Here is a 12841-nt window from a genome sequence, read left to right as displayed (position 1 = left end):
TATTCTATGGAAAGTGAGTGATATATTATGACAGTCAGCTCTTTGGAAATATCATTAAAATCAGAGGTGCAGGAAGATTAGTTGAATTGAAATCTTCCGTACGTAAAAACGGAGGAGAAAATAAATGTTTAGCTTTTATAGTACACTTTGTACAGAACTGTATGATTACACAAAACCAGTCGGTTATTCTTTAAATGGTGATATTGAGTATTACAAAAAACGTTTAAAAGATTGTAGAGGAAGAATCCTCGAAGCCGCAGTAGGTTCAGGACGTGTCATCATTCCGCTTCTAGAGGCTGGTTTTAAAGTGGATGGGATAGATTATTCACCTGAAATGCTAGATTCTTGCCGTAAGCGCTGTAAAGAGAGAGGCTTACATCCTAATTTATATGAAGGAAGCTTGCAACAATTTTCACTTCCGCATAAATATGACACAATTATCATTCCTACTGGATCTTTTTGTTTAATTGAAAATTGTGTGGATTCTATAAATGCATTGAAATGTTTTTATGAACATCTTAATCCAGATGGACGATTAATCGTAGATATTATGCTTCCGCATGACTGGAAGACTGGGGAAATTCATACATCGACTTTCTCTTTGCCGAGTGGAGACGGAATCACATTAGAAAATAAATCAATTGAAATAGATTGGCTGAACCAAGTTACTGTATCATATTTGAAATATGAAAAGTGGAGTAAAGGACAGTTAGTACAAACAGAACTACAACGCTTTGCGCTGCGCTGGTATGGAATAGAAGAGTTTAAACTTCTTTTAGAAAGTATAGGTTTCTCTAATATTACGTGCTCTGCTGAATATGATTATGAAAAAGAACCGTCAAATGCAAATCAAATGATTACTTTTGAAGCTGTGCGAAAAGAATAGAACTAAAACTATGAATAAAAAATAAGGCAATCGATTTAAAATCGGCTGCCTTATTTTTTATTTTATGTAATGGTTTATAGAGAAAGATTGGAGGGAAATAAATGAAACTTATATTAATATTTGGCCCACAAGCAGTTGGAAAAATGACAGTGGGGCAAGAATTAGCAACATTAACCGGTTTAAAACTTTTTCATAACCACATGACAATTGATTTAGTAAGTCCAATTTTTGATTACAGTACGAAAGAAGCAAAAAGACTAGTAAGTTTATTTCGTAATGAAATATTTGAAGAAGTATCTAAAAGTGATTTATCTGGAATGATTTTTACGTATATATGGGCATTTGACCTCCAAGCGGATTGGGATTATATACATCATGTAGAAAGTATTTTTGAATCAAAAGGTGGAACAGTGTATTTTGTAGAGCTGGAAGCGGAATTAGATGAAAGATTAGAACGAAATAAAAGCCCGAATAGATTAGAACATAAACCGAAAAAAAGAGATATTGAGTGGTCTGAAAATAATTTGAAAGAAACGATGAAAAAGCATAGATTAAACTCTCTTCATGGTGAAATTGAAAAAGAAGAGTATATAAAAATTAATAATACGTATTTGAGTGCAAAAGAAGTAGCGGAAATGATTAAAGAGAAGTTTCAATTGTGAAATTTTTGAAGTCTATTTCGTTTTCGTTGCCCAAGCATTCTCCTACTAATTACATATACTATTTATGTTAAAGTCGGCTACTATTTTATATAGGGCTGTTATTTTCCTATAAATGCTATTTTAGTGAAGTGGGAGGAATCAATTTGGAAAACGTAGAACAAGATAGAATTGAAAATCAAGTGTATTCAAATCGTGTAGTAAGATCAGAATTTGATTCGAATTGGGAAACTTGTATATCAAAGAGTGGTTATGTAATTTATGTAGCAACAAGTAATAATGCTGAAGTAATAGTGCTTCTTGCAGATGGTTCAAGTAAATTATTAATTTTCGAAAAAGGCGGTAAAGTAGTAGTTGGTGGCGGTGGAACAAGTCATTACAGTAAGCCGCATATTGCAAGAAATATTTAAGATAGAACATGTTAATTAAGAAGAAGCTGGAAAACGGTTGTCATTCATGTTTAGGGCATGATAGACGAACCGTTTTTTATTTGTTTATAAATTTAGAAGAACTTCATTGATTACAAATACATCAGGATGAGCAGCGAAATTAGAAGAAAACTTGGCGGGTAATGGTACAAAATATTATGTAGGTTTGCAAGAATCTTATAAGCGATATAAAAAAGCATTTCCTATTTGGGGAAACACTACTTCTATGTTATAGTATAATAGTGTTTTTAGATGGTGCTATTTTAATATATTTATAATTTTGTTATGTATTATTTTTATATTAAATAAGCGTCTAAAGTATTTTTTTATATAAGGAGTAATAATTAGAGAAATGAAAAATATAGACTTTATACTAGAAAGTGATGAGGCATTAAAACCGTCTGAACGATTAGTACTATTATTATTAGAGAAGCATAGAATGCTATATACGAACGATCTATTGGCATTATCAAATTTATCATATAAAACATTAACAGATTCATTAACGGCGCTAGTTTTAAAATCGTATGTGTTAAAGGAAACAGGTAAGGGAAGAAGACAGAATTGCTATAGATTAGTATGATAAGGCAGCTGTTTTAGAGACTTTTACATATGTTTTTTTCAATCGTAAGGTAGAAGTGTGTTTTTTGTTTTCAAACGAAAAATTTACTATAAGAGGGTTTAAGATAGTATCGTTTCATTTTTGTAAATGTAATTATTTCATCATTGAAAATACAAAAATAAAATAAACAGTATAAAAAAGAAATAAAAAAACAATCCATTTTAAAAAGGGATTGTTTTTTTATTGGAATAATATTATTTGATATGTTGAAAGCATAAATAGCAGAATAAACATTACCTGTTTTAGTTCATGAAACTGAACAAATATGATGAAAACTATGTGTATAGTTTTTTGCTTGCTTTTTCAGTAACTCTAATGAAATCATGATCTTCATTGTTTAAAGGCAGTATTTTTAACATTATTGCTATTCAGCCATTAAGCACAAAAAAGTAATATATATAATATTATTATGTAAACTTAAGATTTTAAAAGGAAAATATAATAATTAATAGAACATGTAGAAGGAGATGCTTAAATATTTTGAAGGATGGGAGATTATTATGGAGCATTTACAATCAATAGCACAAGCTGTTATAAGTGGTAATAAGGAAAAAGTAGTGAAGTTTATAAAGGCGAGTCCAAGTATTGTTAACGAATGTAGTGAAGATGGCTGGACACCACTTCATTTAGCAGCTTATTTTGGACAGAAAGAAATAGCGAGTTTTCTTTTAGAAAGCGGTGCAGATATACATAGTAGAGCGAAAAACGAAAATGAAAATACACCTTTGCAAGCGGCAATTGCGAACAAGCAAAGTGAACTTGTCGCTTTCTTAATTGAAAAAGGATCAGATGTAAATATTATGCAAAGTGGTGGCTGGACAGGACTCCACGAAGCAGCATTATTAGGAAATGAAGAAATAATTATGTTGCTCCTTAAAAATGGAGCTAATAAGATGATTAAGAAAAATGATGGGAAAACAGCGTATGATATTGCATTAGAAAAAGGATATAATCACCTTTTACATCATTTGAAACAGGAAGTGAACTTATGATGAATAAATGGAGTGTTGGTATATTTTTATTTAATGAAGTAGAAGTGTTAGACTTTGCAGGGCCATTTGAAGTTTTTTCTGTAACTGAGGTGAATGAAGAAAAAACATTTACTGTTTATACAGTTAGCGAGAATGGGGAAATGATTACAGCAAGGAATGGATTGAAGGTACAGCCAGATTATAGTATTGAAAATTTACCACCAGTGGATATTTTAATAATTCCGGGTGGGCTAGGTGCTAGAAAATATGAAATAAAAAATGAAATAGTAATAAAATGGATTCGCCAACAAATGAAAGAAGTAAAGCTGATGACTTCAGTTTGTACAGGAGCGCTATTACTGGCGAAAGCAGGTTTACTGGAAGGTTTAAAAGCAACAACACATTGGGCTAGTATTGAAAAGTTTAAAAATGAGTTTCAAAATGTTGAAGTTATAGAAAATGTAAAGTTTGTAGATGAAGGACATATTATAACATCTGCCGGAATTTCAGCTGGAATTAATATGGCATTTCATATTGTGAAAAACTTGTTAGGTGTGCATGTTGCGGAGGACACAGCGAAGCGAATGGAGTATGATATTAGTTTGCCAAATTAAAAAGCCCGGATTGGGCTTTTTATATTGAATGAATATAGTTAAGCTCTTCATCACTCAAAATAGGGCGAACAGATGCATTTGCATTTTCTTGTGCTTGTGTTCCTGTTTTTGCACCAGGAATTACAACACTTACTGCCGGATGAGAGAGTACATAGCGAAGTGCAAGTTGCCCTAGGGTCTGATTTTTATTTGAGAGCAGCCGAAGTTTCTCTACGGTTTGTAAGTCTTCTTGAAACCAAGTTTCATTTGGCCAATCTTTGCGTAAATCTCCATCTGGAAAAATTGTTTTATTTGTGAATTTTCCAGTTAAAATGCCCATTTTTAATGGACCACGAATAACAGCTCCTAGATTTTTCTCTTGTAAGAATGGTAATATATCTTTTTCTGGTTTTCGATTTAATATATTGTAATCAAGTTGTACGATATCAATTTCGTTGTTGTTATTGAAATGATGAATGTATTGTAAATCATGAGTCGAAACACCGACTGCTCTTACTTTGCCATCACGTTTTAATATGTCAAATGCACGTAGAAATGCTTCTGTTTCTCTACGATTATGCCACCAAATATGACAAAAATAAAGATCAATATAATCTGTTTGAAGACGTTGTAAACTTGTTTCGAATACGGCGATGATTTTTTCGGGAGTATCATATACAGGAACTCCATTAGGGTCGTAGTGATGTCCGATTAAACCACCTTTCGTTGATAGGATAATATCATTACGATGTCCTTTAATCGCGGTAGCTACCAACTTTTCACTATGTCCTAAACCATACACATCCGCAGTATCAATAAAATTCACACCACACTCAATTGCTTTTTTTATAGCGGTTATAGATTGTTTATCGTTAACAGGTCCCCATTCATCACCACCGATTGCCCATGCGCCAAAACCTATTTCAGAAACAGTTATTCCAGTTTTACCTAATGTGCGGTAATGCATATTCCCCCTCCTTGTAAGCATGTTATAACATGGATATGTGGGGAAGGAATTTTGTGTGTGAAAAAACTCTTCTACAATAGTAGAAAAAGAATTACAGAAACTACTATTTTATAGCAGCATGTATAAAAAAAATCGGTGTAAATATGGAAATGTCGTCGAATGCTATCTTTAATTGGTTAATTTATGGGATATTTTTGTGAAGGAGTTTATTTTATAAGAATAGAATTTAGTTTAGTAAGAAAACGTGCCGATGGTAGTGAAAAATATGGGTTAGGGGGATTTGAATGAGGAAACTCGAGCGAGTAAATGTTCCTAATATACCAGAGCAATTATCACAACCTAGTGACAAGCGTAGGATAAATAAAAAGAAGTTAAGGCGACTTATTTTAATGGTCCTTTTTATTGCGGCAACTACTCTATATGTTCAATATATTTTAACGAAACAACAAGAAGTAATTGATAAAAAGAAAGATACGATTACGGATCAAAAGAAGCAATTAGTATCTTTAAAGAAAGATAAAGATTCTTTAAAGACTAACATAGAAAATTTAACAGACGATGAGGAAGAAATTTTGAAGTTAGCGAGAAAAGAGTATCAATTTTCTAAGTCAAATGAAACTATATTTGTGATGCCAAAGTAATAAAAACAGTTAGCCATTGAACTGCACCCCCAATTGTTAGACACCGTCTAACAATTGGGGGTGCAGTTTTTTATGTATGAATGTCATGGTACAAGGAACAATCACATATTGTAGAAATGAAGAGTTTAAGCTATTTTCATAAATATGGAATATGCACTAAAATAAATGTTGTTAAAATTCTGTCAATTATATTATAATACAAGGTAAGCGGATACATTTTTTAATCAACGTTGAGTTCCTCGCTCATACGACTATTAAGAAACCCGTTATCCTCGTATAAGAAAGGAAGATAGCTGTGTACGCTTCAAATACAATTTATATCGTAGGGGATGCGAAAGCACCTCAAAATAATCCCATTACTGAAAAGTTTAAAAGCTATTTCGTAGCATTTATACTTGTTAAGGATACAGGGGAAATTGTAGATGCAGACTGCTCAGCGACAATTGCATTAACATCTCAATTTGTTAAATATTTATTTCTACATAAAAATATAAATGACCCGGCGTTAGTAATGGAAGTAAAGAACCGATATTTCGGTTCTTCTCAAAAAGCGTTACTTGTAGCGCTAAAAGATGCACAGAAAAAATATAATCAGATTGCTGCTTTGTCTACTCAATCATAGACAAAATCCAGCCGTAAGAATCATTCTTATGGCTGGATTTTTTTATTTCACATTATCGTCCTACATCAAAAGTGAACGAAAACAAAGTAGAGAGATAGAAGAGTAAATGCCCAATAGGTTTACCTAATAATCCGTGGGTATAAATCTCCGGTGGATTAAAATTTCACTTCATTGGAGAATGAAAGGATGAACAAAATGAAAATTACAGATGTAAAAGTAAATCGTAGACGTGTAAAACTGCATACACCGTTTAAAACCGCGCTTCGTACTGTAACAGAAATTGAAAGTATAGATGTTTATATTCATACAGACGAAGGAGTGATTGGTAAGGGGGCTGCAGCCGCAACGCCAGTTATTACGGGGGATTTCACCAGCGGAATGGAAGAAGCGATTTTAGGACCGATGCGTTCATGTTTAATTGGTCAAAATATCATTCAGTTTCAGCAGTTACTACAGGGCATTCAAATGAGTTGTATTGGAAATTCAAGTGCCAAAGCAGCGGTAGATATCGCTTTATATGATGTATATTGCCAATATCAAAATGTGCCGTTATATGCCTTGTTAGGCGGGAAGAAAGAAATTCATACCGATATTACAGTGAGTGTGGATGAGCCTGTATTAATGGCAAAAGAAGCGAAGAAACATATAGAAAAAGGATTTCAAACATTAAAGATTAAAGTGGGTAAAGAGGCGCATTTAGATTTGGAACGTATTGAGGCAATTCGAAATGTGGTACCAAGAAATACGATATTACGTTTAGATGCGAATCAAGGTTGGAGTCCAAAAGAAGCGGTCTCTATTATTCAAGAAATGGAAAATCGTAATTTAAATATAGAATTTATTGAACAACCAGTACACGCGAAAGATTGGGATGGGTTAAAGTATGTCAAAGATCGTGTGCAAACGCCAATTATGGCCGATGAAAGTATATTTTCAGCAAGTGACGCATTAAAGCTCGTTCAAGGAAGATATGCAGACTTCATTAATATTAAATTAATGAAATGTGGTGGTATACGTGAAGCATGGCGTATTGCAGATATCGCAGAAACAGCTGGTGTGAAGTGTATGGTGGGCAGCATGATGGAATCTTCACTTTCCGTTAGTGCTGTTGCGCATTTAGCGGCAGCGCATCCTAATATTCATTATTTTGATCTTGATGCACCGCTTTGGTTAATGGAAGAGCCAGAAGGAATGACTTATTCTGGATCAAAGGTAAACCTTCAATCGACAGTGAATAGTAAGTCTTAGGAGAAGAGACTAGTAAACTATCTTTTAAGGGGGATAAATATGAAAAAAGTAGGAACTGCATTTTTAACAACTTTATTTATATTTTCATCGTTTACATCGGCAAATGCTGAAGAAAAGAAGGATAATAAAGCATTTATAGATGTATCTGCTGCAACGTTATGGACAGTACCTGATTCATTAAGGCCAATCGATACACCGAGTACAACAAATCCAGTGGATCTATGGAAATGGACGAAATCAATGACACTTGACGAGAAACTATGGTTAACAAATGCAAATAAATTAGAAACACAAGCGTTACTCGGTCAAGAAGTAACTGTTATTGATAAGAAAGGCGAATGGGTGAAGGTATTAGTGCATGGACAGCCAACACCACGAAATGAAGAAGGTTATCCGGGCTGGATGCCTGAAAAGCAATTAACATATAATCAAGAATTTGCAGATAAAACAAATGAACCTTTTGTGTTAATAACAAAGCCAACAGCGATTTTATATATAAATCCTTCTGAAAAACATAAATCACTTGAAGTCAGTTATAATACAAGACTGCCGCTATTAAGTGAAGACACAATTTCATACCGTGTATTGTTGCCAAATGGTCAGAAAGCATGGCTACGAAAAAATGATGGAACAGTTTACCGTTCTCAAACTGATATTCCAAAACCGACCGCTGATGATTTAATTAACACAGGGAAAATGTTTTTAGGATTACCGTATATATGGGCTGGTACAAGTGGTTTTGGATTTGATTGCTCTGGCTTCACGCATACGATCTATAAATCGCACGGCATTACAATTCCGCGAGATTCTGGACCGCAATCAAGAGCAGGAGTTGCAGTTGATAAAGAAAATCTACAAAAAGGAGATTTAATTTTCTTTGCACATGATCAAGGGAAAGGTAGTGTCCATCACGTCGCAATGTATATTGGTGATGGCAATATGATTCACTCACCAAGAGCTGAAAGATCGGTAGAGATTATACCGCTAAATACACCAGGATATATAGAAGAATACGCTGGTGCTCGTCGTTACTTACCTTAAAAATAGAGGGGGTTTTTAAATGAAAAAAGTTGTTCGTTACTCATTAGTTAGTACTCTATTAGTTTCTTCATTTTTAGTTGGCTGCGCAAAAGAAAAAACTGCAACAAAGCCCAAAGATGAGAAGAAAGTATTACAGTTACTAGAAACGGGTGAAATTCCGTCGTTAAATTCAGGGAAAGTAACAGATGCAGTCTCGTTTAACGTTTTGAATAACGTAATGGAAGGACTATTTCGTCTATCGAAAAATGATGAAGTAATTGAAGCCGGCGCACAAAAATATGAAGTGAGTAAAGATGGAAAGACATATACATTCCAATTGCGTGATGCGAAATGGTCTAACGGAGATCCAGTAACCGCCCATGATTACGTATACGCTTGGAAGCAATTGATTAATCCAGATACAGCTTCTCAATATGCATACATTGCGTACGATGTAAAAAATGCTGAGAAGATAAATAAAAAACAACTAGGTCTAGATGAATTAGGAGTAAAAGCGAAGGATGATAAAACATTCGTCGTAGAGCTAGAACATCCTGTACCGTATTTTACGAAATTATTAATTTTACCATCCTTCTATCCAATTAACGAAAAATATGCGAAAGAGCAAGGTGATAAATATGGATTAGAAGCAAATAAAACGGTATATAATGGACCGTTTACATTATCAGAGTGGAAGCATGAAGCTAGCTTTACAATGAAGAAAAACGATAAGTATTGGGATAAAAAAGAAGTGAAGTTAGATGAAGTAAACTATCAAATTGTAAAAGAAATTTCAACTGCGGTAAATTTATATGAAACAGATAAAGTTGATAGAGCTGTTATTTCTACAGAATTCGTAGATAAATATAAAAATAATAAAGAGCTAAAACAATATACAGATCCAGTTATGTACTTCTTCCGATTTAATGAAAATGTACCGATTCTTAAAAATAAAAATGCACGTCTTGCGCTAAGTACAGTTTTTGATAAGAAGGGACTCGCAGATTCATTTTTAAATGATGGATCGGTTGCAGCGAACTATTACGTACCAAAAGGATTTTTAAAGGGCCCAGATAAGAAAGATTTTAGAAGTACGTCTGGTGAGTTTAATAAGACAAATGTAAAACAGGCGAAGGAATATTGGGAGAAAGCAAAACAAGAGACAGGTACAAATGAAGTGACTTTAGAATTATTAAATTATGACTTAGAAAACTTTAAAAAAGTTGGAGAGTACATTAAAGAGCAGCTTGAGAAAAACTTATCAGGATTAAAAGTGAATGTGAAATTACAGCCGCATACGCAAAAATTAGCACTTGAGAAGAAGAAAGAATATGAAATGTCGTTATCACGCTGGTTACCAGATTATCCAGATCCAATGACTTACTTAGAAGTATTCCTTTCTGGAAGCAGTGTTAATAATACAGAATATGCAAATCCAGAATATGATGCATTAATTAAGAAGATTAAAACAGAATTAGGTAATGATGAAAAGGCTCGCTGGAAAGCAATGCAAGATGCTGAAAAAATGCTACTTGATGATGCAGTAATTGCACCGGTATTCCAGCGTGGATTATCTTACTTACAAAAACCATATGTGAAAGATTTATATGTACATCAATTTGGTCCAGCTACAAGTTTAAAATGGGCAGATTTACAAAAATAAAAGAATGGGGAAACAGACTTCACGTATGTGATAGTCTGTTTTTTCTTATTTAAAGTTAGAAAAATAGTTGATAGTATAATTTATTAGTCTGTAAACAGTATTTGGAGGGAAAATGATGTCTATGTTTGAAGAAGAGAAAGTAATTTATACAAAAAGATTATTTATGAGGAAACCAATTGTAGAAGATATTGATCAGTTTTATAACATATTAAAAAAAGATACTGTTGGCAAATGGCTGGCTAAATCAAGAGGAATGTCGAAGGAAGAAACAAATGATTATATTGGGCAACTTATCTTACATTGGGAACAGTATGACTTCGGGGTATGGTTGTTATTTAATAGTGAAACAGGAAAGCTTTTAGGACATTGTGGTTTAAGAAAGGTAGATGAAACAGGTGAAATAGAAATTATGTATCTTCTTGACCCAGAACATTGGAGGAATGGGTATGCATTAGAAGCAGCAGAGGCTTCCATTAAATATGCAATAGAGACTTTGAATGTAACAAGAATAATTGCTAGAGTTAAAGTAGCAAATGAGAGCTCGAAAAAACTTTTACGAAAGCTCGGGTTTATATATACTCATGAAGTTGATCATAGCGGGCGCTTATTATCATATTTTGAACTCCATACATCATCCAAAGAATTCTAGACATTTCATATATTTTTTCATTGTTAAAAAATAAAATTATTACTAAAATTCCAGTGTGAAATTTATGTAGAATCTTGTATAATTAAAATGTTTCTATGGAAACATTTTCTTGCGCTATTTATATAGGGCTTAATAGAACAAGGAAGGAAATACATACATGTATATAATAGATAAATAGAATGGAACATGTATAGAGACAAAGGAGAGAAAAGATGACGTGTCAAAAACAAGGGTTACAATTTAATAACGATAGAAAGAGGGACAGAAGATGAAAATGAAGCATGCTTTTGGTCCTATAATTTTAGCGTGTGTGCTTTTTTTCATTATCATTCTAATCCCATCGAAAAGTTTAGTATCGCTTATTAGTGATAAGAAGGTAGAAGATGCGGCAACTTCTTTACAAAAAGAGAAATTACAAAGTGTTTTCTTACAGCAAAAAATGTTAGAGAATTCACAGTATTTACCGATGTACGGTTCATCAGAATTTTTACGAATGGATGCATATCATCCGTCTAATTATTTCAAAGTAAATCCAGCTGGTTTTACACCGTTTTTAATTGGAACTGGTGGTACACAAAGTTTAGCTCATATTTTAAATATGACATCTACTATGGATGAATTAGAAGGTAAAAAAGTAGTCTTTGTTCTTTCACCACAATGGTTTACAAAGACTGGTGTATCACAAGGGGATTTCACTAATAATTTCTCCAAACAACAAGCATATCATTTTATTTTTAATGATGAGATAAATCCAGGAATGAAGAAGCAAATCGCGAAACGGCTATTAGATTATAAAGTTGTTCAAGAAGATGATATATTAAAAAATTCATTAGAAGGTATTGTATATAATGATACGAAACATAACATAAAAGCAGGTTTAGTTAAACCACTTGCTTATATGCATCGAAATATTTTAGATCATAGAGATTTATTTAACTCTTTATTTAAAATCGAACCGATGAAAGAGAAAACAAATATCGGACTTCGTTCAATTTCTTGGGAAGACGCACGTAAACACGCAGAACAAGAAGGTAAAGCAGAGTCTACTACAAATACATTCGGAATTGAAAATCCGTATTATCATAAGAATAATCTGAAGAAAAAACTAAAAGGTTTAAAAAACTTTAGAGCAAATGAAACATATGATGAATCACCAGAATACGATGATTTAAAAATTATTTTAGATTTATTTAAAGAGAAAAATGTCAAACCACTCTTTATTTCTGTACCTGTCAATGGACCTTGGTATGATTATACTGGATTCCCGAAAGAACGCCGTGAAGTGTATTATAAAAAAGTTCGAGAACAGGTTGAGAAAGCAGGATATCCAGTAGTTGATTTCTCTGGTCATGAATATGATAAGTATTTCTTAAAAGATACGATTCATTTGGGCTGGAAAGGTTGGATTTATTTTGATGAAGCAGTGCAGAAATTTAATTCTGAGAAATAAAGTATAGAAATCGGAATGGCTATGAGCCGTTCCGATTTTTTTAGTATAGAGGATTTTGGTGAGGACAATTTGGGAATGCATGTATATCTTGAATCTGTCTATGATCATAATGTTTCATTGCGAACTGGGCTTGATAAAGGTATTCATACACATATAATTGACCATCATGAGCTGAACATAATACACTAGAAGTTCCTTGCCCATTTATGAAGGAAATACCGATAGGGCGTCCGATTAAGTATGGTATTTTTTGCTGCCAATGCATAGGGGAATCCCCCCTTTTTGAGATAATATACGAAAGAAATGATCAAACGGTTGCTTATCCATGTAAATGTAGATGGAAAGGTGTTATATAATTCTTGAAGATTAATTCATATATAAATAAAAAACCGCTATAACTCCGAATGAATTTATAGCGGTTT

15 protein-coding genes are annotated in these 12841 nt (G+C 33.1%); 13 read left to right on the top strand and 2 right to left on the bottom strand.

Annotation, left to right across the window (positions count from 1 at the left end; all coding sequences use genetic code 11):
- The first annotated feature begins 124 nt into the window (after positions 1-124).
- From D1166_RS08485 to D1166_RS08460, 6 genes are all read left to right on the top strand, one after another.
- Complete coding sequence (locus D1166_RS08485) at positions 125-886, top strand: class I SAM-dependent methyltransferase (RefSeq protein WP_097855963.1); 762 nt, start codon at positions 125-127, stop codon at positions 884-886.
- Positions 887-987: 101 nt separating this feature from the next.
- Positions 988-1548 (top strand): AAA family ATPase, encoded by a 561-nt coding sequence (locus tag D1166_RS08480; RefSeq protein WP_000767062.1) that lies wholly within the window; start codon positions 988-990, stop codon positions 1546-1548.
- A gap of 143 nt (positions 1549-1691) precedes the next feature.
- On the top strand, positions 1692-1955 hold the full coding sequence (locus D1166_RS08475) for a hypothetical protein (RefSeq protein WP_000432429.1): 264 nt from the start codon (positions 1692-1694) through the stop codon (positions 1953-1955).
- A gap of 370 nt (positions 1956-2325) precedes the next feature.
- The gene (locus D1166_RS08470) at positions 2326-2556 is read left to right on the top strand and encodes a hypothetical protein (RefSeq protein WP_000789031.1); all 231 of its coding nucleotides are present in this window, start codon (positions 2326-2328) and stop codon (positions 2554-2556) included.
- Between the two features lie 539 nt (positions 2557-3095).
- Entirely contained in the window at positions 3096-3587 is a 492-nt protein-coding gene (locus D1166_RS08465; protein ID WP_000400681.1) for an ankyrin repeat domain-containing protein, read from the top strand.
- The gene (locus D1166_RS08460) at positions 3584-4180 is read left to right on the top strand and encodes a DJ-1/PfpI family protein (protein ID WP_000981432.1); all 597 of its coding nucleotides are present in this window, start codon (positions 3584-3586) and stop codon (positions 4178-4180) included. Before D1166_RS08465 ends, D1166_RS08460 begins: the two co-directional genes overlap by 4 nt.
- 19 nt (positions 4181-4199) lie before the next feature.
- Here the strand turns inward: D1166_RS08460 and D1166_RS08455 are convergent, their stop codons facing one another.
- Positions 4200-5126, bottom strand: coding sequence for an aldo/keto reductase (locus D1166_RS08455; RefSeq protein ID WP_000559359.1), 927 nt, complete (start codon positions 5124-5126; stop codon positions 4200-4202).
- A gap of 284 nt (positions 5127-5410) precedes the next feature.
- Here D1166_RS08455 and D1166_RS08450 point away from each other — a divergent pair, with 284 nt between their 5' ends.
- The 7 genes from D1166_RS08450 to dltD all read left to right on the top strand — a co-directional run bounded on the left by D1166_RS08450 (position 5411) and on the right by dltD (position 12419).
- Positions 5411-5767, top strand: a complete 357-nt coding sequence (locus D1166_RS08450) for an FtsB family cell division protein (RefSeq protein ID WP_001228371.1) — start codon at positions 5411-5413, stop codon at positions 5765-5767.
- A gap of 295 nt (positions 5768-6062) precedes the next feature.
- Positions 6063-6389 carry a DUF3870 domain-containing protein gene (locus tag D1166_RS08445; protein WP_000271312.1) on the top strand — a complete coding sequence of 109 codons (327 nt, stop codon included), beginning with the start codon at positions 6063-6065 and terminating at the stop codon, positions 6387-6389.
- 186 nt (positions 6390-6575) lie between these two features.
- Positions 6576-7637 carry a dipeptide epimerase gene (locus D1166_RS08440; protein WP_001038458.1) on the top strand — a complete coding sequence of 354 codons (1062 nt, stop codon included), beginning with the start codon at positions 6576-6578 and terminating at the stop codon, positions 7635-7637.
- A gap of 39 nt (positions 7638-7676) precedes the next feature.
- Positions 7677-8678 (top strand): C40 family peptidase, encoded by a 1002-nt coding sequence (locus tag D1166_RS08435; protein WP_050821894.1) that lies wholly within the window; start codon positions 7677-7679, stop codon positions 8676-8678.
- Positions 8679-8697: 19 nt separating this feature from the next.
- Positions 8698-10320 carry a peptide ABC transporter substrate-binding protein gene (locus tag D1166_RS08430; RefSeq protein WP_097855964.1) on the top strand — a complete coding sequence of 541 codons (1623 nt, stop codon included), beginning with the start codon at positions 8698-8700 and terminating at the stop codon, positions 10318-10320.
- A 115-nt stretch (positions 10321-10435) separates the two neighbouring features.
- On the top strand, positions 10436-10969 hold the full coding sequence (locus D1166_RS08425; RefSeq protein WP_000061613.1) for a GNAT family N-acetyltransferase: 534 nt from the start codon (positions 10436-10438) through the stop codon (positions 10967-10969).
- Positions 10970-11237: 268 nt separating this feature from the next.
- The gene (gene dltD / locus D1166_RS08420) at positions 11238-12419 is read left to right on the top strand and encodes a D-alanyl-lipoteichoic acid biosynthesis protein DltD (RefSeq protein WP_097855965.1); all 1182 of its coding nucleotides are present in this window, start codon (positions 11238-11240) and stop codon (positions 12417-12419) included.
- 40 nt (positions 12420-12459) lie between these two features.
- Here dltD and D1166_RS08415 read toward each other — a convergent pair whose 3' ends face one another.
- Positions 12460-12684, bottom strand: a complete 225-nt coding sequence (locus D1166_RS08415; protein ID WP_097855966.1) for a hypothetical protein — start codon at positions 12682-12684, stop codon at positions 12460-12462.
- Positions 12685-12841: the final 157 nt, after the last annotated feature.

The sequence above is a fragment of the Bacillus sp. ISO11 genome (assembly GCF_003458115.1).
Lineage (GTDB): Bacteria > Bacillota > Bacilli > Bacillales > Bacillaceae_G > Bacillus_A > Bacillus_A cereus.
Note: the sequence above shows the minus strand (reverse complement) of the source record. Positions and strands in the feature narration are given on the sequence as shown.